Annotated in this window: 18 protein-coding genes and 2 pseudogenes; 10 read left to right on the top strand and 10 right to left on the bottom strand. The window is 69.7% G+C overall.

The features are described 5' to 3' along the window. Window positions 1-4 precede the first annotated feature (4 nt). Entirely contained in the window at window positions 5-1,411 is a 1,407-nt protein-coding gene (locus OHT74_RS25045; protein WP_328621454.1) for a helix-turn-helix transcriptional regulator, read from the bottom strand. 839 nt (window positions 1,412-2,250) lie between these two features. Here OHT74_RS25045 and OHT74_RS25040 point away from each other — a divergent pair. Continuing rightward, window positions 2,251-2,904, top strand: coding sequence for a hypothetical protein (locus OHT74_RS25040; protein WP_328621453.1), 654 nt, complete (start codon window positions 2,251-2,253; stop codon window positions 2,902-2,904). 66 nt (window positions 2,905-2,970) lie between these two features. Here OHT74_RS25040 and OHT74_RS25035 read toward each other — a convergent pair whose 3' ends face one another. Both OHT74_RS25035 and OHT74_RS25030 read right to left on the bottom strand, forming a co-directional pair. Continuing rightward, the gene (locus OHT74_RS25035; RefSeq protein ID WP_328621452.1) at window positions 2,971-4,344 is read right to left on the bottom strand and encodes a DUF6414 family protein; all 1,374 of its coding nucleotides are present in this window, start codon (window positions 4,342-4,344) and stop codon (window positions 2,971-2,973) included. Window positions 4,345-4,362: 18 nt separating this feature from the next. Next, window positions 4,363-5,526: an ATP-binding protein gene (locus OHT74_RS25030; RefSeq protein ID WP_328621451.1), complete on the bottom strand. Its 1,164-nt coding sequence runs from the start codon at window positions 5,524-5,526 to the stop codon at window positions 4,363-4,365. Window positions 5,527-6,037: 511 nt separating this feature from the next. Here OHT74_RS25030 and OHT74_RS25025 point away from each other — a divergent pair. Further along, window positions 6,038-6,142, top strand: a pseudogene (locus OHT74_RS25025) (haloacid dehalogenase); the annotation flags it as partial. A 447-nt stretch (window positions 6,143-6,589) separates the two neighbouring features. Further along, on the top strand, window positions 6,590-7,351 hold the full coding sequence (locus OHT74_RS25020; RefSeq protein WP_328621450.1) for a class I SAM-dependent methyltransferase: 762 nt from the start codon (window positions 6,590-6,592) through the stop codon (window positions 7,349-7,351). Here OHT74_RS25020 and OHT74_RS25015 read toward each other — a convergent pair. Both OHT74_RS25015 and OHT74_RS25010 read right to left on the bottom strand, forming a co-directional pair. Next, window positions 7,327-7,656: pseudogene (locus OHT74_RS25015) on the bottom strand (phosphate ABC transporter ATP-binding protein); the annotation flags it as partial. The gene OHT74_RS25020 and the pseudogene OHT74_RS25015 overlap by 25 nt on opposite strands. A 385-nt stretch (window positions 7,657-8,041) precedes the next feature. Next, window positions 8,042-8,515, bottom strand: coding sequence for a phospholipase (locus OHT74_RS25010; RefSeq protein WP_328621449.1), 474 nt, complete (start codon window positions 8,513-8,515; stop codon window positions 8,042-8,044). A 304-nt stretch (window positions 8,516-8,819) separates the two neighbouring features. Between OHT74_RS25010 and OHT74_RS25005 the strand changes: the two genes are divergently transcribed. Further along, on the top strand, window positions 8,820-9,344 hold the full coding sequence (locus OHT74_RS25005) for a hypothetical protein (RefSeq protein WP_328621448.1): 525 nt from the start codon (window positions 8,820-8,822) through the stop codon (window positions 9,342-9,344). Here OHT74_RS25005 and OHT74_RS25000 read toward each other — a convergent pair. Then, window positions 9,341-10,114 carry an alpha/beta fold hydrolase gene (locus tag OHT74_RS25000; protein ID WP_328621447.1) on the bottom strand — a complete coding sequence of 258 codons (774 nt, stop codon included), beginning with the start codon at window positions 10,112-10,114 and terminating at the stop codon, window positions 9,341-9,343. The genes OHT74_RS25005 and OHT74_RS25000 overlap by 4 nt on opposite strands. Before the next feature lie 89 nt (window positions 10,115-10,203). Here OHT74_RS25000 and OHT74_RS24995 point away from each other — a divergent pair, with 89 nt between their 5' ends. The 5 genes from OHT74_RS24995 to OHT74_RS24975 all read left to right on the top strand — a co-directional run bounded on the left by OHT74_RS24995 (window position 10,204) and on the right by OHT74_RS24975 (window position 15,835). Then, on the top strand, window positions 10,204-10,902 hold the full coding sequence (locus OHT74_RS24995; RefSeq protein ID WP_328621446.1) for a 4'-phosphopantetheinyl transferase family protein: 699 nt from the start codon (window positions 10,204-10,206) through the stop codon (window positions 10,900-10,902). A 319-nt stretch (window positions 10,903-11,221) separates the two neighbouring features. Beyond that, window positions 11,222-11,635, top strand: a complete 414-nt coding sequence (locus OHT74_RS24990) for a GNAT family N-acetyltransferase (protein ID WP_266666920.1) — start codon at window positions 11,222-11,224, stop codon at window positions 11,633-11,635. Between the two features lie 170 nt (window positions 11,636-11,805). Then, a complete protein-coding gene (locus tag OHT74_RS24985; protein WP_328621445.1) occupies window positions 11,806-12,996 on the top strand; it encodes a S8 family peptidase in 1,191 nt (396 codons plus the stop codon). A 399-nt stretch (window positions 12,997-13,395) separates the two neighbouring features. Beyond that, window positions 13,396-14,688: a hypothetical protein gene (locus OHT74_RS24980; RefSeq protein WP_328621444.1), complete on the top strand. Its 1,293-nt coding sequence runs from the start codon at window positions 13,396-13,398 to the stop codon at window positions 14,686-14,688. A 112-nt stretch (window positions 14,689-14,800) separates the two neighbouring features. Next, a complete protein-coding gene (locus tag OHT74_RS24975) occupies window positions 14,801-15,835 on the top strand; it encodes a WxL protein peptidoglycan domain-containing protein (RefSeq protein WP_328621443.1) in 1,035 nt (344 codons plus the stop codon). A gap of 101 nt (window positions 15,836-15,936) precedes the next feature. Here OHT74_RS24975 and OHT74_RS24970 read toward each other — a convergent pair whose 3' ends face one another. From OHT74_RS24970 to iolC, 4 genes are read right to left on the bottom strand one after another with little or no spacing between them, the layout of a single operon-like run. Continuing rightward, window positions 15,937-17,436 carry a CoA-acylating methylmalonate-semialdehyde dehydrogenase gene (locus tag OHT74_RS24970; RefSeq protein ID WP_266666913.1) on the bottom strand — a complete coding sequence of 500 codons (1,500 nt, stop codon included), beginning with the start codon at window positions 17,434-17,436 and terminating at the stop codon, window positions 15,937-15,939. Window positions 17,437-17,448: 12 nt separating this feature from the next. After that, complete coding sequence (gene iolD, locus OHT74_RS24965) at window positions 17,449-19,317, bottom strand: 3D-(3,5/4)-trihydroxycyclohexane-1,2-dione acylhydrolase (decyclizing) (protein WP_328621442.1); 1,869 nt, start codon at window positions 19,315-19,317, stop codon at window positions 17,449-17,451. Then, window positions 19,314-20,141, bottom strand: a complete 828-nt coding sequence (iolB, locus tag OHT74_RS24960) for a 5-deoxy-glucuronate isomerase (protein WP_266673030.1) — start codon at window positions 20,139-20,141, stop codon at window positions 19,314-19,316. The genes iolD and iolB overlap by 4 nt, the downstream gene beginning before the upstream one ends. Window positions 20,142-20,161: 20 nt before the next feature. Next, window positions 20,162-21,073, bottom strand: a complete 912-nt coding sequence (gene iolC, locus OHT74_RS24955; RefSeq protein ID WP_328623384.1) for a 5-dehydro-2-deoxygluconokinase — start codon at window positions 21,071-21,073, stop codon at window positions 20,162-20,164. An 80-nt stretch (window positions 21,074-21,153) separates the two neighbouring features. Between iolC and OHT74_RS24950 the strand changes: the two genes are divergently transcribed. Beyond that, the gene (locus OHT74_RS24950; protein ID WP_328621441.1) at window positions 21,154-22,068 is read left to right on the top strand and encodes a sugar phosphate isomerase/epimerase family protein; all 915 of its coding nucleotides are present in this window, start codon (window positions 21,154-21,156) and stop codon (window positions 22,066-22,068) included. Window positions 22,069-22,087 lie beyond the last annotated feature (19 nt).

Raw genomic sequence — 22,087 nt, 5'->3', positions numbered from 1 at the left:
CCTCTCAGCCCAGGATGAGCCCGCGGTGCTGCCACGCCAGGTCGAGGCACGCGGCGGCAGCGGACGCCAGGGGTTCATTGTCCAGCAGACGCCGGACGTTGGACTCGGTGAACTCGATTCCCGCGCCACTCCCGCTGGCGTTGCCTGCCACAACGGCACCCTCGGAGTTCCGGGACACCATGCCGGAGAAGACCGAGTCGTACACGTCTGCCTCGATGACCACCACGCTCAGGATCTCGCCTGCAAGCGTGAGCGGGTCCAGCCCGATCCCGAAACAGTACGGGCGTACTTTGCCGTCGCGGCGAGCCTGGTTGAGCGTGCGGAAGGGCTCCGTTCCGTCGTAGTCGATCGGCTCCCCGCTGCTGCCGTCAGCCTCCGGGTCCCCGAGGAATTCCTCGGCGTACTCGCGAAGGACGTTGCGCCAGAGGTTGAAGTCGTTCGCCTGGTCCCAGGGCATGACCGAAGACGGCTGGAACACCCCGGCCGGCATGACGTGGTACGTCCCCCCGGCCAGAGCAACGTTGCTCGCGGACCGGTGGTGGAGCGGGAACGACGCGCCATCGGGCCCGAGGCGGATCGTCAGGGTGTCGATGGACGGCAGAAGTGCCCGATGGCCCAGGTCGAACGGGTCCCCGACGAGCGATCGGAATGGGAGTTCCGCCCAACTTGGCTCACCGATCCACGCCGGGTCGCTGCCCGTCTTCAGCCAAGCGCTCGCCAGCTCGTGCGCCACGCCCTCGCAGATGTCAGCCATGTCGAAGTAGGTCGTGTAGCCGAACGACAGCTTCGGACGGCCTTCCGTTCGCCCCACGTCGAGCAGACGGAAACTCGGCCGGTTCACGAACAGCGACGGCCGGTCGATCATCCGAATCGCCTGGGTATAGCGATCGAACTTGGCGCCGTGCGGTGCGAGCGGCCGGACTCCCTCTGCCTCCTTCTCCCGCCCGCTGATCTCTGGCGGACTGGTCTGCGTCAGCCAGGCCAGCTCGATGTCCGCGAAGTCGACCGGCTCGGGCCACATCCACGCCTCGAGGGTGAGTACCGGGCTGCTTCCTGCACGAGAGACGTCCGGGTAAAGGCGGGCAGCAGCCTGTGTAAGGTCAGCCCGATGGCGATTGAGTTCGCGGCGCGTCATCCGCCAACGCCGCTGATCGTCCACAGCAGCGAGCGGACTCCGCTCGCCCGAGCCACCTGTGGCTGCTCCGACTGTGACCGCGGCCTCGGCTGGCGGAAGCAGGCCAAGCTCGTCTTCGGGTAGCGCCAGCGCGTGAGCAAGCCGACGAAGCTCGACCATGTCCCGGATGGTCCGCTTGCCGCGTTCGAGTAAGGACACGTACGACTGGTCATAGCCAAGCAGGTCGGCAAGGTCCTGCTGCTTGAGCTTGTGGAGTGCTCGATACGCCTTGAGCACCTCGGCCAGGTTCGACCCGTCGGGAGGGGCACTCCGCTCGGTATCACCACCAAGCCAGTGCGGCGAGGCAGCGGCCGATACGGCTTTTGAGGAGCTACCTGAGGCCGCAGGGCCGACAGCCCGGCGACAGGGACTACACACTGTGTCGGTGTTACTTCGGCTCAACTTCGTTCCGCACCTGGTGCAGAGGGACGACGCGATCGGTGAAACAGTCATGAGCTTCTGATCCCTTCAAAGGTAGAGAGGACAGCGACTTCAACGGCGGAACTGAGCTTCAGTGTTACGCAGTTGACTGCCAGACCATTTCAAGCCTATGGATACACCAAGCGGCCCCAGGCGGTTCTGGACGGGTTCGAGTCCGTCGGTAGAAGTCTCCCTACTGCATCAAGCACCCCGCTGCGCCGACGGCCGCCCTGCGAGTGGGGTAGGCCAAAGGGCCTGAGTCGAGCCCCGAGCGGCCGTCGATTCCATCCCTCACCGACGTGCCTCCGGCGGGAGCGCTCAGGCTCCGGAATGGCGGGGGCGCCGCTTGCGAGTGCCAGCCCGCGGATGGCTGGGGGCGGGGAACTCCCGTCCCGCCCGCCGTCGGCCCAGGCAAGCCAAGCAGACATGGCACCGTGGCGTCCAGGTCGTTCGTATAGTGGCGCGCTCCACCTGGACGCCCGGTGCCACGTCCGCTCCACATGCGTGTGGGCCGACGGGAGACGGGACGGGAGTTGGGTGAGGCGTGCCTACGGCGCGGCCTAGACCCCGTCTGCGACTGCTAGTCCAGTCCCTGCCACCGCCAACTCCCCATACCTGTACGGTAACTGAGATGCATACAGAAGGAGGGGGAGAGAGTGCCTGAAGACGATGCAGGAGAGGATCCGTCCGGCGCCAGTCCGGACGGTTTCTGGATTGACGGAAAGCGTCACGCCTGGCAGATAGGAAGAGAGCCAGAGACCGACCAGGACTGGGTTACTGAATATCGACTCCTACTCAGCGACAACAACGTAGTGACTAGGTTGTGGTCGAGCAAGGACAACGAAGCCGAGGAGCTTACGCGTAAAGTAGCCGAGCTGACTGAAGAAAATCGAAAAAACGCGGCTGCACGCGAGCAGCCTATGTATCACCTAGGCAAGCGCCCAGAAACACCTGAGGAAATTGAAGCCGAGGTCCGCCTTCGCGAACTTGAGCGACGCTGGGAGGTGGAGCTAGCAGATCGGAAGCATCGGGCAGACCTCACCTTCGAGCACTCTGGGCTCATCCGGCGCGCAGAGAGCGTTCGTGGCTGGGCGTTGGTTGCTGTCGTTTTCGCGATCATCGCCTCACCTTGGGTTGCCATGATCGCCGGGGTTGCCGCGCAGGACTTCAGTCTTTACGTCACTCCAGTCACAGGCATCGCTGGGGCCATCATCGGTTACTGGTTCGGCCAGGGACAACAGAACCCGCTCCTACCTCCCACGATCGCCGACTCCCCGGCCCCAGCGCCGAGATCAGGTTCATCGCAGTAAGTGCCGCACCCAGCGGCCCACAACATCGGTAGATCGCGGTTATCTAGCCGATCGAGCAAGCGATAATCACCAGTAGATGGCCACGATTTCGACATCAAGGAACTTCTCGTTCTGCGGCTCTTCCAGGCGCCCATCCCGGCTCTCGGGGCGAATCGAAAGACTTCCGTCGAGCATGAGCCCTGATTGGATTAGGGCTTCGCTGCGCATTCGAGCTTGATCGTCTCTCGAAATCTGGCATGCTAGCGCAGATGAGACCTGGCTCGCCACTTCTCCAAAGACAGCTCGGTTTCCTTCAATCGAGCCCATCTCGGAAGCCCTACTTGAAGCGATCGACTCAATCTGGACCCGACATTCATCGGGAAGGGTCAATCCTTGCGATTCGGCAATGAGCATGCCGTACTGGATTAGCGCACGCCTGCGAAGCTGAGCCGGGTCGTGAGTCGAGTCCACCCCTCCGGTCATCGCTCGGAGAGCCGAGGGCCCCAACGCTCCCATTACGCTTTCCATATCAGGCATAACTTCCCTGAGTACGTCGTAAAGCTTGACGGGGCTCCAGGAGTCTTGAACGTGATGGCGCCCGACGCGACAAAGGACCCTTACGGGAGAGCTGGAGAACAGAACCCGTCTGATATCTTTCCAGAAGAGCGCCTCTTCCAGTACGCCGACCACGTAGAGCGGCTTCCGCTCTCGCCCGTAAACTTCAGGCATGTGAGGGAAGAGATCCTTTCGGACCAGCAAATCCTTCCCGGCTACGGTAGTCACGTCATAGTCGAGCGCACGACATTTGATCGGAATGAGGCCGGACATCAATTCTCGGATGAATCCGTTAATCTCACTGGCCATCTGGAGTTGGCGAGTATCGACCTCGGCGGCAAGCGCAGCCGACTGACCGATGATACTCGTCATGCTGGCGATAATAGTGCTGGTGCGAAACAATGCGTCCGCGCGCAGTTCGACTTCCAGCTCAAGGAGCCTTCCCCGTCGAAGGTCGGCGCTCGGTACGATCCAGGGCGGAACGGCCAGGGATCCGGTCTGCGCGGTGCGGATTTTTCGCTTTAGTTTGGAGATATTTTCGGGCAATGGATCGGCCCGAAGGGTGAGAGATGATTCGACGTTGCTGTACAGATCTCTGAAGGTAGCTTGGATGGAAGCCTTGCGTAGCACCTGATAGTCGTTCGTACGCGTCGTTTCTCGCTTGACGCCGGCGTTAGGCTTGAAGGTTGCTTCTCTGGCCCCCATGCTGACACCAATACTGCGCTCTGATCGAGTAGAGTTCGTCAACTTCTCGGTAATTTCACTTGGAATTGCACCCAGAATAGACGCCAGAAGGCTCGTCACGCTCACTTCATCCAGGTAGATAAATTCGCGCAGGCGCTTCATCCTCCGCACGCCACGCCGGAGAACCTTAGCCTTAATCCAGACGATGAAGCGGTTGCTCACAGGAGACCTCTCAAGATATCAGACTGCAGAATTGCGCTGCCGTGCAACTCGCTCGAATCCACCCAAGTAGTCTTCCATCATTAGTAGAGTTCGCTCGTCAGAAACCGCCAAAAGGGCGGCCTCTGTCCAAATTGCGGCGAGTTCTGCCGGAGTCCATGACTCTGTCTTCTCGGCGACCCAGGAGTGTGGCAGCTCTTCACCCACCTGAAGTTTCCGCGAAGATGTTTGAAGAATTTCCTCCCGGTCTTCCCGGTTGGGGATCGGAAAGTGAACCTGCCAGTCAAATCGCCCCGGTCTGCGCAGTGCCGAGTCGATATCTTGCGGCCGGTTGGTGGTCCCGATAACCATCACGTTGGTGTCTCGGGAAAATCCGTCCATGAGCGAGAGGAGCTGACCTACTAGTCGGCGGGATGCTTCGTGGGAATCGTCGCCTCTCTGAGAGGCTAGGCTGTCGATTTCATCGAAGAAGATGATGGCACGATTGCGACGCTTGGCGTCTTCGAAGATGCCCCTGATGACTTCTTCACTTTGGCCGTACCATTTACTTAGGATCTCTGGACCGTTGATCGCATAAAAGGTTGCGTCGGCGTGATTGGCAATAATTCGAGCCAGTAGGGTTTTCCCTGTTCCTGATGGTCCGGTGAATAGCACCCCTTTGATGGCACGCGCGCCGATATTGCTGAGCGCGTCATGGTATTTTAGGGGGAGTTCAATCAGCTCGCGCGCCCGGTCGACGATTTCCCTATATCCGCCGAAATCTTCAAACGAGATGTTCTTGTCTGGCGGCACGATGAACCGTTCGGCGGACGTGTCACCAAGCATGTCATCCAACAGTTTGATCGGTTTATCGGAGATGACCCCAATGATACCGGTGGAATCTCTCCCTTCGACGGTTTGCCCGGCACGCATGCCAAGTTCCGGCGGGTTCGGGAAGAGTCGGAGGCGGCCGTTAACTTCCACCACGATTCTGTCGGCGAATGCCAACTTGGTGATCCCTACCCAGTGATCTTCCCTCCAAAGATCCTGCGGGGCTTCACTGATGGCTCCTTCGGCGTCAATGAATACAACGTCTCCGATGTTGTGAGGAAACCCGTTGGGGTAGTCGGCAGTCCCGAAATTGCCATTGCGTAGTTCGATGAATGCCGTGCAACCGTCCTCGCTGATGTGGCTGATACGTGCCACTATTCGGGACTGCCCTACGTCCAAAGTTGGTACCTCCGTTTGACCGTGGGAGCGGGTACCACCCACCCACCAGACGAGCTAGCCCCAACCTAGTGAGTGGAGGCGGCAACATGTACCGCAGGGACGACGGCAATGCACCAGCGAGGAGCGCCGATCTGATGGCAAAGGGTGACGGCAACGTCGCTGTACGCCAGAGGATGCCTACGGATGGGTCCCCCCCTGTCCATGCGAACAGGACAGGGCGGCGCAGGTGGATGTTGCGCCTTCAGGCGCACCGGAATCTGCGCCTCCGGTGGATACGCGGGGGACACGTCTGGAGAACGGCACTCTCGACCCGCTAAGCGGCAGGTCAGAGCCGCTTGAAGCGTGAACGGGGCCAGTCTCTTCTAAGCACTTGGCCGCAGGTTCGAGTCCTGCCGGGGGCACTCTCCACGTCCCACCCCAAGCCCTCCCTCCGGGGAGGGCTTTCGTGCAGGTCGGGGCACCTTGGTGACCCTCCCGTAGCAACGTCCGGGAGTACGGAACCTGGGCCGACTGGCTCGGCGTCCCCCGCCATACGTTCGCCGCCATGTTCGGCGCGGTCGTATCCCAGGGCCGCGACTACCGCGAGGTGTTCGGGTACTGGGGCCGGCGTGCGCTGATCCTGCACACCGGGCTGTACCACGGGCTGTGCGTGCAGCTCGGCGGTGGCTTCATTCACCACGTGCCGGAGCGTCCCGACCCGGCCAACCGCTCGCAGGGCAGCATCGAGGCGGCCGGGTACACCGTGGACCGGGCCCTGTGGCGGGGCCCCAGGAGGGATCGATCCCCGGTACGAGGACCTCGTCGAGCAGGTGCGACGGGCGCAGGGCGGCACCCATCGGTCAACGTCTGTACGTGGGTTCGTGGTGCTGGAGCCCGACGAGGATTGACCCTCCCGAGCAGCCCCGGCCGGGCCCCCTTCCGGCCGGGGCTGCTCGCGTACGAGGTGCGCGAGGGTATGCCGATCGCGTCGGCGGGCCGATAGCAGCCACGGCTCCGGTGTGCCCTGGTGTGGGAGTGGGGTCGGCGGGAGGATGGGGGGATGACGGATGGGGCTTGGGAGCGGGCGCGGTCGTTCGGTTCGGCGGCCCGGCTGTACGGGGAGCATCGGCCCTCGTATCCGCAAGCGCTGCTTGATGCCGTGGAGGAGCTCTCCGGGGTTGCGCTGGGCGGGGCGCGGGTTGCCGATGTGGGGGCCGGGACCGGGATTGCCACCGGGTTGCTGTACACCCGTGGGGCCGACGTGGTCGGCGTCGAGCCGGGGGCGGGGATGGCCGCCGAGTTCCGGCGGCGTAACCCGCGGGTGCCGCTCGTACGGGGAGATGGGGATCGGCTGCCGTTTGCGTCCGGGTCCCTTGATCTTCTTTCGTACGCGCAGTCCTGGCACTGGACCGACCCGGCCCTGTCCGGGCCGGAAGCCCTGCGCGTGCTGCGGCCCGGCGGGGCGGTGGCCGTCTGGTCGAACGACCCCGACGTCGGCGTCGAGTGGATCGCCGGCCAGCAGGCGCGGATCGAGGAGGGATTCGGCCCCGGTTGGTACGTCAACGAACACCCCCGGTCGCAGAGCGGCCTGGAGTTCACCACCCGGCTGCTGCGTTGGTCCCGCCGGATCCCCGTCGATGTCCACCTCGCCAAGCTGGGGACGCATTCGCTCTTCCTGATCGGACGGCCCGGGACCGACGAGTTCCTGGCCGAGGAGAGGGAGCACCTGCTCCGGCTGTTCCCCGACGGGTCGGTTCCGGAGCATTACGTCGTCGACCTGCGGGTTGCGCGAGTGGGTCAGCCGAAGCGGCCCTGGACGTAGTCGGACGTGCGGGGGTCCGCCGGGGTGGAGAACATCGCCTCCGTGGGGCCGTGTTCGACGATGTGGCCCGGGGTGCCCTGTTCCGCGAGGAAGAAGGCGCACTGGTCGGAGACGCGGGCCGCCTGCTGCATGTTGTGCGTGACGATCACGATGGTGACCTCCTCGGCCAGCTCCCGGATCGTCTCCTCGATGCGGCGCGTGGAGGTCGGGTCCAGCGCCGAACAGGGCTCGTCCATCAGCAGGATCTGCGGGCGGACCGCCAGGGAGCGGGCGATGCACAGGCGCTGCTGCTGGCCGCCCGAGAGGGCGCCGAACGAGCCGCCAGGCCACGGCGTCGGGGGAAGAGCTGCCGGGGCTGTCGCCGGAGCTTCTCCCCTGCGCCGGCACAGGTACCTGCCGTCGTGCGACGTCCACCCATGACACGAACAGAAAACGTGGTCGAGACACCGGGCCGCCCCCCTTCCCCACAGGCCGTACGTGGCCGGAAACGACCACCCACCCAGGGCCGCGGGCATGACAATCCACGGGGCGTAGGACTGAGGGACACACGGATCGGCGAAGCAGAAACGGAGAATGTGTGAACGCGAGAAGGGGGCGCGCGAGGGAGCGCAGAGCACGGCCGGCCCCGCCCGACGGGGGTGCGGGGCGGGGCCGGAGATCAAGGGGCGACAGGGTTGATCATGAGACGGCTCAGGCGGCGGGCGCGTCCTGCGGCGAGACGCCGAAGGCCTTGACGGCCTGGTAGTAGGTCCACGCGGCGCTGTCGCAAGAACCCTTCTTCACACCCGAGTACGCCGAGCAGACCCGCTTCAGGTCCGCGTAGAGGGCATCGTCCAGCCGGGACTTGTTGGCCGAAAATACACCTGCGGCCTTGTAGTTGCGGTAGCCGAAGTCATGGCGGGCGCAGGACGTCTGGAAGGGGAACCCGAACGGATTGTCGGGCGAGGTCGAGCAGTAGTCCGTCGACCAGTCGAATCCGTACGCCGCCCACGTGCCCTGGTTGCCGCGCGCCGCGACCCAGGCGTTGAAGCTGGCGGCGCTGGTCTGCGTCCAACCGCCGAGGACCTGCGGCTTGTCGGCCGGGACCGCCGACGCGGGGGTCGCGACGACGAGTACGGCGGCCGCGGCCACGGATGCGAGGAGCGGAGCGGAACGACGGCGCATGGCATTCCTCCAGGACGGGAGTGGGGGGCCGCCCGGGGTAACCCCCGGTACGGCGTCGGGTTCCACCCTCGGGGCACGTCCTATCGCCGCCCCTTAACGCCGCTATAACGCCGCTCGCCGGGTCCGGGTGTCGGGGTGACGAGGGGTCAGTGGCGTGTCCTGGCCCGGTCCTGGCCTTGTCCCGCAGCAGGCGTCGCTGACCGACGCAGCTCTCAGGTAGGACGCGGTATCAGACTTCCGGCAGACATCAGGTTCGTCCTGAGGAGGGACGCGCGCGGGAGCGCCGCGGCCGAGACTGGATCACATGAACCGCCGTCCCCTCGTCATCGCCGCCGCCACCGTGGGAGTCGTCGCCACCGCCGCCTTCGCGCTGCCCAATCTCCCGCCCAACCCGTTGACCGACTCCATCAACGACCGCGTCTTCAAGGAGAAGAGCAAGCACTTCGCGACCGCCGCCGACGCGCCCACCCGCGGTGAGAAGGCCTTCACGCTGCCGTCCTGGGTGCCCAAGGACGCCACCGACATACGCATACGCGTGCGCAGCGCCGGAGAGGCCCGGCTGATCCGCTTCACGCTCGGAGCGACCCCGCTGGACGGCCCGCAGTGCACCGCGGGCACGCCGAAGGACCAGGGCGGGCGGAAGCTGAGCGCCAAATGGTGGCCGCACGGCACCCGGGCCGAGGAGCGGCCCGAGTGCCGTGACTTCTACCAGTACCAGGTCGCGGTGCGCGGCAAGCGGGTCTACGCCTGGACGGACGGGACCCCTTCGCCGGGGGCGCAGACGCAGGACGGCACCCCGGCGACGGCCCACGCACGCAGCCGCGGCTAGTTCTCGCGGGCGAGTGCGGCCGCGGTGGCCCGGGCGAATGCCTCCGGGTTGTCGAGCATGATGTTGTGCCCGCAGTCCGGAACGGGGACCACGGACACCCCGGCGGCCTCCAGGGCCTCGGCTCCGGCGAGGGGCCCGTCGGCCGCGGGCAGCAGGTAGGTGCGCGGGATCTTCAGCTCCAGCAGCAGCTCGCGCATGGTCGGCGTCGTGCCGGCCGCGAGGTGTACGGCGGTGCGGTGCAGGGCCGTACGGTCCGCCAGGCGCATGGTGGACCACCAGTGCGCGCCGATCCGGTCGCGCACCTCGGCCCAGCCGCCGGCCAGGAACTCCTCCTCGGTGTAGGAGGCGATGCCGCTGCTGCCGGCGGTGCGCGGGACGACCGGCACCGGGTCCAGGTTGGCGTCGACCAGCACCAGCCGGGAGACGAGGCGGGGGTGGCGGTGGGCGAGCACGATGGCCACGGCGCCGCCCATGCTGTGGGCGATCAGCTCGACGCCGGTCGCACCGGCCGCGTCCAGGGCGGCGGCCAGGGTGTCGGCGTGCGCCTCGACGGTGTACGGGAAACCCTCGGGCCGGTCGCTGTGCCCGTGCCCCAGCAGGTCGACCAGCAGCGAGCGGCGGCCCGCGAGGAGCGGGTGCACGGCGCTCGCGGCGAAGTAGGCGGGCGAGGTCGATCCCAGCCCGTGCACGTACACCCGGGCGGGCTCCTCCCCGGGCAGCTCGACCCAGCGGATCCGGTCATCTTCCGGTGTGACGGCGGCACTTCGCATCAAGAGCTCCTTTGATCGGATGATCAGCTGATCGACGAGAGGACGAGATTAACCAGGGCCGCCTCGAACGGCTGGTCTACCCTCGTCGGGTGAGTACGTACGTGAACCGACTCGGCGAGGACCCACCGCGGACCGGCGAGGTCCCGACGGGGACGGCCGTGACGGTGTGGTCCCTGGACACCACCCTCGGCGTGGTCGGCGGCCACCGGATCGACGAGGCCCCGGCGCTCCTGGACGCGAACGAACGGGAGCGGGCCCAGCGGCTGGTGCGGGCCGAGGACCGGCACCGGTTCCTCGCCTCCCACGTGGGGCTGCGGGTGCTGCTCGGCGGCTACCTCGGGCTGGCCCCGCAGGACGTCGCCCTGGTCCGGGAGGACTGCCCGTGCTGCGACGGCCCGCACGGGCGGCCGGCGGTGGCGGGAGGCGCCGTGCAGTTCTCGCTCTCGCACAGCGACGAGCTGGCGTACCTCGCGTTCGCGGGGGTGCCGGTCGGGATCGACGTGGAGGCGACCCCGAGCGCGGCAGCTGTGGCGGACGTCCTGACCAGCCTGCATCCGGCGGAGACCGCGGAGCTCTCCGCGCTGCCCGCGGCGGAGCAGCCGGGGGCGCTGGCCCGCCTGTGGTCGCGCAAGGAGGCGTACCTCAAGGGCACGGGCACCGGCCTGGCCGCGGGTCTGGCCGACCCGTACGTCGGCACGGGCCCCGACCCGGCGCCCGTCCCCGGCTGGCGCGTGACGGACCTCCCGGCTCCGCCGGCCTACGCGGCGGCCCTCGCCCTGCGCACCTGACCCGCCCCAGCCCGAGGACTCCGCCCGGCGGCGCAGTCGCGCAGCAGAAACGGCATCAGGAGGTACGGCTCGCACGGGAGGCCGCGGCCGAGCGCACCGCCGGCCACAGCGGTGCCGGCCAGGTCTCCACCGCGGGGGACGCGGGCAGCCCCGGGGGCAAGGCGTCGTGGAGGGACGCCGTCTCCGGTCACCGCCGGCCCCCGGCCGCCAGTGCTTCGTGCGCCGGCCCGAGCGCCCTGCGCACCGCCTCCCGAGCGGTTCGCCACGCCGTGGGGAAATCAAGGTCGCCGCTCGTCATGCGCCCATTATCGTGACCGCCATGGACATCCGCCCCGCCCGTACCGTCGCCGAACTCCAGGCCGCGGAGGGGCTCTTCGACGGCCCCGCCCGACTCGACTGGTCCGAGCGCTTCCTCTCCGCGCCGGGACACCTGATGCTCATCGCCTACGTCGACGACATCCCCGCCGGCATGGTCTCCGGGGTCGAGATGAGCCACCCCGACAAGGGCACCGAGATGTGCCTGTACGAGCTCTCCGTCGACGAGGGCTACCGGCGCCGCGGCATCGGCCGCGCCCTGACCGCGGCCCTCGCCGACGAGGCCAAGGCGCGCGGCTGCTACGGCATGTGGGTGGGAGTCGACACCGACAACGAGGCCGCCCTCGCCACGTACGCTTCCGCCGGCTCCCGCGACGAGGGCGTCTTCGCCATGCGCGGCTGGCCCCTCGCGGGCTAGGTCGTGGACCGCGAGCGGGGCGCCCTCGAGGCCGTCGCCATCGGCGCGTCCGGCGGGCCGGGCCGGGCCGTGAACCGCCGGACACCGCCTCATCCGTCCGGCGGCGTGTCGTGCGCCCACTCGGCGCACCCTCCGCGCGCCCGGCCCGCACCTCGCCGAGCATCGGCCGCATGACCGCACTCACCGCGCTGCTCCCGGCCGCCGCCCTGCTCGCGGCGGCCACCGCCCTGCCGCCGCACTCCGCATCCGCCGCCGCCGACCGCGCCGAATCCGCCACCGCCCCGTACGTCGTGGTCCTCAAGGACACCGCCTCCCGCGCCCCGACCCGCGCCCTGGCCGCCGAAGCCGCGGGCGCCGGGGACCAGGTGGGGGCCGTCTACGACACCGTCCTCAGCGGCTTCGCCGTCCGCACCACCGCCGCCCGCGCCGCCGCCCTCGCCGCCGACCCCCGGGTGGCCTCGGTGGAGCCGGACGCCGAGTTCCGGATCAGCGACGCGCAGAACCCGGCGCCGTGGCCGCTGGACCGGATCGACCAGCGCGATCTCCCGCTCGACGGCTCGTACACGTACGCGACCACCGCGCAGGGCGTCACCGCGTACGTCGTGGACACCGGCATCAACACCGGCCACCAGGAGTTCGGGGGCCGGGCCCGGGTCGGCTACAACGGGGTGTTCCTCGAGAGCTCCAGCGACTGCAACGGCCACGGCACGCACGTCGCGGGCACCCTGGGCGGGGCGACGTACGGGGTCGCGAAGGGGGTCTCCCTCGTCGGCGTCAAGGTCGCCAACTGCAAGGGGTCCGCGACCCTGACGTCCATCCTGGGCGGCCTGGAGTGGCTGGTGAAGGACGCCGCCAAGGCCCCCGGCACCCCCGCCGTGGCCAACATGAGCATGGGCGGCACCCGCAGCTACTCCCTGGACGCGGCGGTGACGCGGGCCGTCGCCGCCGGGATCACGTTCACCGTCGCCGCCGGCAACTCCGCCGACGACGCCTGCACCGGCTCCCCCGCCGCCGTCCCCGCGGCGGTCACGGTCGGCGCGGCCGACGCCGCGGACCAGTGGGCCCCGTTCTCCAGTTATGGCAGCTGCGTGGACCTCGCCGCGCCGGGCGTGTCCGTCACCTCGGCCTGGAAGGGCTCGACAACAGCCCTCGCCCGTGCCTCCGGCACCTCCATGGCGGCCCCGCACGCGGCGGGCGTCGCCGCCCTGATCCTCGCGGACGGCCTCGCCGCGGGCGGTACGGCGAAGACCCCCGCCGAGGTCTCCGCCGCGCTGGTGCGGGGCGCCGTACCGGACCACCTCGCCGGGGTCCCGGCCGGCACCGCCAACCTGCTGCTGCGCGCCCCGGCGGCCGCGGGCTGACGGGCCCGCGCGGGCGGCCTCGGGCCCGCGGAGTGGTGACGGCTGCGAAACCGGCCCGGCCCGGCGGCCGCCGGCCGGCCGGCCCGCCCTCCGCCCGCCGCCCTCCGCCCGCCGCCCGCCGCCCGCCGCCCGCCGGATCACCGGACGCCAGGCCGACGCCCAGGCCGGCGCCCACGTCAGTGCCCACGTCAGCCCCCTGCCCGCACCCCACCCATCCCACCCGCACCGCACCCCCGAGGACCCGGCCTGATGGGACATCAATTTCTGTGTGCTTCGGGCGAAAGCAAGTCATTGACTTCTCATCACCGCGACGCGTCAATGTCGGCCACCGCACCGGCTCGGCCTCCCCCACACAGCGGGTGGGGGGAGGGGTTCGTCTGACGAAGGAGTCGCGACCCAGTGAGTACAACGTTCCGACGAAGAATTCTGGCCGGGGCGGGCGCCCTGTCCCTCGCGCTGACGGGCGGCGTGGTGGGCCTGACCGGCACCGCCCAGGCGGCGACCGTGACCACCCCCGTCTTCGAGAACTGCGACGCCCCGGCTCCGCAGCCGGACGGTTCGGGCAACCAGAACTACACGGTCACGGTGCCCGACACGGCCAAGGCCGGCGACGTCGTACCGATCACGATCGATCCGGGTGCGAGCCCGCTGATCCCCGGCTTCTCCGTCACGACGGTGAACACCACCAAGATCACCCTCAAGGTGGGGACGACCACCCAGGTGGTCACCAGCCCGCCCGAGACCGTCAGCGTTGTCGCCGGCACCCCGCTCGACCCGAAGGCCTTCTCCGGAACGATCAAGATCCCGGACGGCACCGAGGGCACCTCGGTCGGCATCAAGCTCGACCTCGCGGTCACCGACGCCGACCTCAGCGGCTCGGTGTTCACCACGACCTGCACCCCGGCGCCCCGGCCGAGCGCCACCCTCGGCTCGGTCGCCGTCGAGGCCCTGCCCAAGGACCCGGTCACCACCAAGCTGACGCCCAACAGCGGCAAGGCCGGCACGGCCGTCGTCGTCAGCGGCGCCAACTTCGCGGCCGGGCCGGTCACCTGCTCAGCCCTCCTCGCGGGCGCGGCCACCGGTGACACCGGCACCGGCACGGCGGACGCGACCGGCGCCGCCACCTGCAACATCACCGTCACCAAGAAGGCCGACGCCCTGAAGATCGACGGCTCGGTCACCCCGTACAAGTCCTTCGTGTACCTGGAGGACCAGGCGGGTGTGAAGAACCCGGTCGACATCGAGGTCCTCCCCGGCCCGCTGGCGCTCGGCCCGAAGGACGGCCAGCCGGCCGTCGCCTTCCCCTCGGTCACCATCAACGGCAAGGCCCAGTCGGTGGTCGGCGTGTTCAACGCCGCGACCGTCCAGGACTTCCGCGGCGGCACGCTCGGCTGGGACGTGACGGCGACCCGTACGCCGTTCCTGAACCAGGCGACCGGCCACTCGATGGCGAAGGCGCAGATCGGCATCCAGCCGTCCTGCACCGTGACCAACCCGGACAGCCCGAGCACCTGCACCGCGGGCACGCCCGGCGCGATCTCCGAGACCCCGATGAAGGTGGCCTCGCAGGCCGCCAGCGGGGACGAGCTGACCGGCGGTGAGTTCGCCGTCGGCGGCGCCGGGATGATCCAGCTCCCGCCGTTCATGTTCGCCGACACCTACCAGACGGTCGTCACCTTCTCGATCGCCTGACCCGGCAGGAGCAGTGCACCCAGGGTGGTGCGGCGCCACGGCGCCGCACCACCCCTTCGCCTTCCGCCCCCACCCCCGCCCCCGCCGCCCCGCGCCGACTGGAGAACCGCCCATGCGCCCCCGCGTCTCTGCTTCGTACGGTCCGCTCCTCGCCCTGTTGCTGCTGGTCGCGGGCCTGCTCCTGCCCGCCGCGACGGCGACGGCCGCGGACAACGGCACCTGGGGGGTGTTCCCGACGCCCCCGGCCGGCGCCGCGATGACCGATCGCGCGTACTTCTTCCACCAGGGCGCGGCCGGGACCACGGTCGGCGACAGCGTGACGATCCTGAACTCCTCCGACAAGGAGCTGACCTTCCAGGTCTTCGCCACCGACGCGGTGAACACCCCGGCCGGCGGCGCCTTCGCGCTGCTTCCGGTGGACCAGAAGCCCAAGGACGTGGGCACCTGGATAGCGCTGCCGCCCGAGACGGCGACCACGGTGACCGTGCCGCCCAAGGGCCGCAAGGACATCCCGTTCACGGTGAAGGTCCCCCAGGACGCGACGCCCGGCGACCACGTCGGCGGGATCGTCGCCCTCAACACCGCCGTGGAGGGCATCCGGCAGGAGGGCAAGGTCCAGGTCGGGGTGAAGCGGCAGGTCGGCTCGCGGCTGTACTTCCGGGTGCCGGGGCCGGTGACGCCGGGGCTGAGCGTGGAGAACGTGAAGGTCAGCCGGTCCGCGCCGCTGCTGCCGTGGGTCAAGGAGGCCCGCGCCACGGTCTCGTACACGCTGGTCAACCGGGGCAATGTGGTCGTCGAGCCCAAGGTGGCGGTGTCCGCCGAGGGGCTGTTCGGCCGTACGGTGCTCGACCGGCCGGCCCGCGAGCCGAAGCTGGTGCTGCTCCCCGGCCAGCGGATCGAGCTGACCGAACCGTGGGCGGACGCACCGCAGTCGGACTGGGTCACCGTACGGATCTCGGCCGGGGCGAGCGCCTATCCGGACCTCACCTCGGCATCCGAGGCGGAGTTCGTCGCCGTGCCGTGGCCCGCCGCCGGCGCACTGCTGATCCTGGCGGGCGCCGCGCTCACCGCCCGGGTGCTTCGGCGGCGCCGCCGGTCCCCTGCGGAACAGGCCGAGCCCGCACCGGACTTGGCCGCAACGCACTGACGGGAACGGAGCTCGCCCCCCGCGGAAGGGGTGCGGGGGGCGAGCGGGTCCTGCGGTGCCACGCGCCCTGCGGGGCGCGGTCGCGGGTCAGTGGTTGCGGGTCAGTGGTTGCGGGGGAAGCCCAGGTCCACGCCCGCCGGGGCCTCGGAGGGGTCCGGCCAGCGGGTCGTGACGACCTTGCCGCGGGTGTAGAAGTGGATGCCGTCGTTCCCGTAGATGTGGTGGTCGCCGAAGAGCGAGTCCTTCCAGCCGCCGAAGGAGTGGTAGCCCACCGGCACCGGGATCGGCACGTTGACGCCGACCATGCCCGCCTCGATCTCCAGCTGGAAGCGGCGGGCCGCGCCGCCGTCGCGGGTGAAGATCGCGGTGCCGTTGCCGAACGGCGAGGCGTTGATGAGCGCCACGCCCTCCTCGTAGGTCTCGGCGCGCAGCACGCACAGCACCGGCCCGAAGATCTCGTCGCGGTAGGCGTCGGAGTCGGTCTTCACGTTGTCCAGCAGCGAGAGGCCGATCCAGTGGCCCTTCTCGAAGCCGCCGACCGTGTAGCCGGTACCGTCCAGGACCACGTCGGCGCCCTGGTCGGCCGCCCCCTTCACGTACGAGGCGACCTTGTCGCGGTGGGCGGCGGTGATCAGCGGGCCCATCTCGGAGGTCGGGTCGTTGCCCGGGCCGATCTTGATCTTCTCGGCGCGCTCGCGGATCTTCTCGACCAGCTCGTCGGCGATGGAGCCGACCGCGACGACCGCCGAGATCGCCATGCAGCGCTCGCCCGCCGATCCGTACGCGGCCGAGACCGCCGCGTCGGCGGCCGCGTCCAGGTCGGCGTCCGGCAGCACCAGCATGTGGTTCTTGGCGCCGCCCAGGGCCTGGACCCGCTTGCCGTTCGCGGAGGCGGTGGTGTGGATGTGGCGGGCGATCGGCGTGGAGCCGACGAAGGAGACGGCCGCGATGCCCGGGTGGGCGAGCAGCGCGTCGACGGCGACCTTGTCACCGTGGACGACGTTGAGCACGCCGGCCGGCAGGCCGGCCTCGGACGCCAGCTCGGCCAGCTTGTTGGCGGCCGACGGGTCCTTCTCGCTCGGCTTGAGGATGAAGGTGTTTCCGCAGGCCACGGCCAGCGGGAACATCCACATCGGCACCATCGCCGGGAAGTTGAACGGGGTGATGCCCGCGACCACGCCGAGCGGCTGGCGGATCGAGGAGACGTCCACGCGGTTCGAGACGGACGTGGACAGCTCGCCCTTGAGCTGCGTGGTGATCCCACAGGCCAGCTCGACGATCTCCAGGCCGCGCGCGACCTCGCCCAGCGCGTCCGAGTGGACCTTGCCGTGCTCGGCGGTGATCAGCTCGGCGATGGCGTCGCGGTTGGCGTCCAGCAGCGCGCGGTAGGCGAACAGCACCTTGGTGCGGGCGGCCAGCGAGGACTGGCCCCAGGTCTGGAAGGCCTCCTGGGCGACCCGTACGGCCGCGTCGACCTCGTCGGCGGACGCGAGGGCGACCTGCGTGGTGACCTCGCCGGTGGCCGGGTCGGTGACCGGGCCGTAGTTGCCCGACGCGCCCTCGACGGTCTTGCCACCGATCCAGTGGTTGACGGTCTTCATTGCCTTGCTCCTTCACAGATGGCGACGTCGCTGCGCGGCTTGCCGGTCGTACTCTTCGCGGGCCGCGTTCGCGGACGCACGGGTCGCGGTCTCGGCCACAGGAACATCCCACCACGCCTGCGCCGGGGGCGGGCCCGACACAGTGTCGGGTGTTCGGGTCTGTGCGTAGACACATGTGGGACGGTCCGCCTCACGCGCTTCGGCGAGGGCTTTCCGCAGGTCACCGATGGTGCGGGTGCGGATCACGGCCATCCCGAGGGAGGCCGCGTTGGCCGCGAGGTCCACCGGCAGGGGCGCTCCGGTGTACGAGCCGTCGTCCGCCCGGAAGCGGTACGCGGTGCCGAAGCCCTCCCCGCCCACGGCCCCGGAGAGGCCGCCGATGGAGGCGTAGCCGTGGTTGTCGAGGATCACCACCTTGATCGGGATGCCCTCCTGCACGGCCGTGACGATCTCGGTCGGGTTCATCAGGTACGTCCCGTCGCCGACCAGCGCCCACACCGGGCGGCCGGGGGCGGCGAGCGCGACCCCGATCGCCGCCGGGATCTCGTAGCCCATGCAGGAGTACCCGTACTCCACGTGGTACTGGTCGGTGGAGCGGGCCCGCCAGAGCTTGTGCAGGTCCCCGGGCAGCGAGCCGGCGGCGTTGATCAGGATGTCGGAGGCATCGACGAGCGAGTCGAGCAGCCCGAGCACCTGGGCCTGCGTCGGGGCGGCGTCCTCGTCGGGGGTCGCGTAGGCCTGCTCGACCAGCTGCTCCCAGCTGCGTTTCTTTTCTTTGTACGCCGTCTCGTACGCGGGGTCCACGCGGTACCCGGCAGCCGCGTCCCGGAGGTCTTCCAGGCCCACCCGCGCATCGCAGACCAGCGGCCGGGCGGCGAGCTTGTGGGCGTCGTACGGGTCGAGGTTGAGCCCGAGGAAGCGGACGGCGGGGTTCTGGAACAGGGTCGCCGAGGCGGTGGTGAAGTCGGTGAGCCGGGTGCCGGCGGCGATGACCAGGTCGGCGCCGCGGGCCAGCTCGTCGGCGGTGGCCGTCCCGGTGTGCCCGATGCCGCCGACATCGGCGGGGTGGTCGTACGGGAGCACCCCCTTGCCCGCCTGCGTGGAGGCCACCGGAATCCCGGTGGCCTCGGCGAACTCCGCCAGCGCGGCCTGGGCCGCGCTGTGCCGGATCCCGCCTCCGGCGACGATCAGCGGGCGCGCGGAGCCCCGTACGGCCGCGGCGGCCCGGGCGAGCTCGTCCCGGTCGGGCCGGGGCCGGCGTACGCCCCACACCCGCTCGGCGAAGAACTCGGGCGGCCACTCGTACGCCTCGGCCTGGACGTCCTGGGGCAGCGCCAGGGTCACCGCGCCGGTCTGGACGGGGTCGGTGAGCACCCGCACGGCCTGGAGGGCGGCCGGGATCAGGGCCTCGGGGCGGGTGATCCGGTCGAAGTGGCGGGAGACGGGCCGCAGGGTGTCGTTGACGGAGAGGTCGCCCGCGTACGGCACCTCGAGCTGTTGCAGCACGGGATCGGCGGGCCGGGTGGCGAAGGTGTCGCCGGGCAGGAGGAGGACGGGGATCCGGTTGATGGTGGCGAGGGCGGCCCCGGTGACCAGGTTGGTGGCGCCGGGCCCGATCGAGGTGGTGACGGCGTGGGCCGAGAGCCGCCCGCACTGGCGGGCGTACCCGACGGCGGCATGCACCATGGCCTGTTCGCTCCGCCCCTGGAGGAAGGGCATCTCCCGCGGGCCGCTCTCGAGGAGGGCCTGCCCGATGCCGGCGACGTTCCCGTGTCCGAAGATCCCCCAGGTGGCGGCGATCAGCCGCTGCCTGCGCCCGTCGCGTTCGGTGTACTGGGCGGCCAGGAACCGTACGAGGGCCTGGGCGACGGTGAGCCTCATGGGGTCTCGTCCTCCGCTCGGTGTCGGTAGAAGGGCAGCCGGGGGTCGGTGTCCTGCCCGGTCCAGGTGTCCCGGATCCAGCCGTGGTCGGGGTGGTCCCGGATCAGCCACTCGCGGGGCGGGCCCGGGGGCCCGGCCATGACGTTGAGGTAGTACATGTCGTGCCCGGGCGCGGCGATGGACGGCCCGTGCCAGCCGTCCGGGATGAGCACCGCGTCGCCGGTCCTCACCTCCGTGAGGATGTCGGTCTTCCCCGCCGGGGAGGGGGTGACACGCTGGTAGCCGAGGCCGGGGGTGTCCCCGTGCGCGGCGATCTCGAAGTAGTAGATCTCCTCGAGGCGGGACTCGTGGCCGGGGTGGAACTCGTCGTGCTTGTGGGGCGGGTACGAGGACCAGTTCCCGCCGGGTGTGAGGACCTCGACGGCGATGAGGCGGTCGCAGTCGAAGACGCCGGCGGCGGCGAAGTTGTTGACCTGGCGCGTGCAGTGGGCTGCGCCGCGCAGCTCGACGGGGACGTCCCGGGCGGGCCCGTACCGGGCGGGCAGGATCTGCTCGCAGCGCGCCCCGACGAGCGCGAAGCGCCCTCCGGCGGGGGACCCGATCTCCGCTTCGCCGTCCCGGGGCAGATACACGAAGTCGCTCAGCCCGCTGAACACACTCTCGCGCCCGCGGAGTTCGAACACCGAGACGGTTCGGACGGGCTCCGCGCAGCGGATCGTGCAGCCGCCGGTCAGCGGGAGGACGATCCACTCGTGGTCCCCGCACGCATGCGCATACGTCTCGCCGGGCGCAAGCTCCAGCACCCGCAGCGCGGTGAACTCCATCTCGTGCGACGCGGTCACGGTCACGGCTCCAGCACCTCCTCCACTTCCTTCGCGTACGGCATCGCCGCCGAGCACGCCAGCCGCGACGCCACGATCGCCCCCGCCGCATTGGCGTAGCGGATCACCTGCGCCAAGTCCCAGCCCGCCAGGAGCCCGTGGCACAGCGCCCCGCCGAACGCGTCGCCCGCGCCCAGCCCGTTCACCACCTCCACCGGCACCGGCGCCGCCTCCACCACCGTTCCGTCCCGCCGCATCGCCAGTACCCCGTCCGGCCCCCGTTTCACCACCGCCAGTTCCACCCCGGCCGCCAGCAGCGCCCGCGCCGCGGCCCGCGGTTCTGACTCGCCCGTCGCGATCGCGCACTCCTGCGCGTTGCCGACCGCCACCGTGGCGAGGCCCAGCGCCTGCGCGTACGCGCCCTCCGGCTCGTCCTCCCACAGCATCGGCCTCCAGTCGAGGTCGAAGACCGTGATCCCGGACTTCGCGCGGGCTTCCAGCGCGGCCATGGTGGCGGACCGGCTCGGCTGCACGCTCAGGCCGGTCCCCGTCATCCAGAACACCCGTGCGGCCCGTACCGCCGCCAGATCCAGCTCCGCCGGTTCGATCTCCAGGTCGGGGGCCTTGGGCAGCCGGTAGAAGTAGAGGGGGAAATCGTCCGGCGGGAAGATCTCGCAGAACGTGAGCGGGGTCGGATAGCGCGCCTCCTCCCCCACCCACCGGTCGTCCACCCCGAACCCGCGCAGCTCGGCCCGCAGATAGGCGCCGAAGGGATCCGCTCCGGTCTTGGTGATCACCGCCACCCGGCGGCCCAGGCGGGCCGCCGCGACGGCGACGTTGGTGGGCGAGCCGCCCAGGAACTTCCCGAAGGTGTCCGCCTCCGCCAGCGGTACGCCCGTTTTCAGCGGGTAGAGATCCACCCCGATGCGCCCCATCGTGATCAGGTCGAACGCGACATCGTCCGCGGTGGTCACAGGCAGTCCTCCCACTCGTCTCGCACCCTAAGGTGGCCGTCATGACGTCCTCCCCGCCCGCGTTGACCCGTATCCGCATCGGTTCGGCTCCGGACTCCTGGGGTGTCTGGTTCCCCGACGATCCGCTGCAGACCCCGTGGGACCGATTCCTCGACGAGGTCGCCGACTCCGGGTACGAGTGGATCGAGCTCGGCCCGTACGGCTATCTCCCCACCGACCCCGCCCGCCTCGCCGAGGAGACCGCGAAACGGGGCCTGCGGGTCAGCGCGGGCACCGTCTTCACGGGACTCCATCACGGGCCCGCCGTCTGGGCGGACACCTGGGAGCACGTGTCGCGGATCGCGACGCTCACTCAGGCCATGGGCGCGGGGCACCTCGTCGTCATTCCCTCGTTCTGGCGGGACGACAAGACCGGCGAGGTGCTGGAGGACCGCACCCTCACGCCCGCGCAATGGCGTGAACTGACCACGCAGACCGAGCGCCTGGGCCGCGAGGTCCAGGACCGGTACGGGCTGCGGATCGTCGTCCATCCGCATGCGGACACGCACATCGACACCTCCGAGAACGTGGCCCGCTTCCTGGACGCCACCGAACCGGAGCTGGTCTCCCTGTGCCTGGACACCGGGCACTACGCCTACTGCGGCGGCGACAGCGTCCAGGCCGTCGAAACCTTCGCCGAGCGGATCGGCTACCTCCACCTCAAGCAGGTCGACCCGCGGATCCTCGCCGAAGTCGTCGCGGAGCAGCTGCCCTTCGGGCCGGCCGTGGCCCGCGGGGTGATGTGCGAACCGCCGTCGGGGGTGCCCGCGCTGGAGCCCGTACTCGCGGCCGCCCAGCGGCTCGGCGTGGACCTCTTCGCGATCGTGGAGCAGGACATGTACCCGTGCCCGCCCGACCGGCCGCTGCCGATCGCCCGCCGCACCCGCGCCTACCTGCGCTCCTGCGGCGCCCGCTGACCCCCTGGAGGGAACACGA

The sequence above is a fragment of the Streptomyces sp. NBC_00354 genome (genome assembly GCF_036106915.1).
In the GTDB taxonomy this organism is placed as follows: Bacteria; Actinomycetota; Actinomycetes; order Streptomycetales; family Streptomycetaceae; genus Streptomyces.
The sequence above is the reverse complement of the archived record's forward strand: the minus strand, read 5'-3'. Positions and strand labels throughout refer to the sequence as shown.

Excerpts from the sequence above, each read along its gene's own strand:
- OHT74_RS25020 (WP_328621450.1), top strand. The coding sequence starts at position 6,590 with ATGACGGATGGGGCTTGGGAGCGGGCGCGGTCGTTCGGTTCGGCGGCC.
- OHT74_RS25010 (WP_328621449.1), bottom strand. The coding sequence starts at position 8,515 with ATGCGCCGTCGTTCCGCTCCGCTCCTCGCATCCGTGGCCGCGGCCGCC.
- OHT74_RS25005 (WP_328621448.1), top strand. The coding sequence starts at position 8,820 with ATGAACCGCCGTCCCCTCGTCATCGCCGCCGCCACCGTGGGAGTCGTC.
- OHT74_RS25000 (WP_328621447.1), bottom strand. The coding sequence starts at position 10,114 with ATGCGAAGTGCCGCCGTCACACCGGAAGATGACCGGATCCGCTGGGTC.
- OHT74_RS24990 (WP_266666920.1), top strand. The coding sequence starts at position 11,222 with ATGGACATCCGCCCCGCCCGTACCGTCGCCGAACTCCAGGCCGCGGAG.
- OHT74_RS24985 (WP_328621445.1), top strand. The coding sequence starts at position 11,806 with ATGACCGCACTCACCGCGCTGCTCCCGGCCGCCGCCCTGCTCGCGGCG.
- OHT74_RS24975 (WP_328621443.1), top strand. The coding sequence starts at position 14,801 with ATGCGCCCCCGCGTCTCTGCTTCGTACGGTCCGCTCCTCGCCCTGTTG.
- OHT74_RS24970 (WP_266666913.1), bottom strand. The coding sequence starts at position 17,436 with ATGAAGACCGTCAACCACTGGATCGGTGGCAAGACCGTCGAGGGCGCG.
- iolD (WP_328621442.1), bottom strand. The coding sequence starts at position 19,317 with ATGAGGCTCACCGTCGCCCAGGCCCTCGTACGGTTCCTGGCCGCCCAG.
- iolB (WP_266673030.1), bottom strand. The coding sequence starts at position 20,141 with ATGGAGTTCACCGCGCTGCGGGTGCTGGAGCTTGCGCCCGGCGAGACG.
- iolC (WP_328623384.1), bottom strand. The coding sequence starts at position 21,073 with ATGGGGCGCATCGGGGTGGATCTCTACCCGCTGAAAACGGGCGTACCG.
- OHT74_RS24950 (WP_328621441.1), top strand. The coding sequence starts at position 21,154 with ATGACGTCCTCCCCGCCCGCGTTGACCCGTATCCGCATCGGTTCGGCT.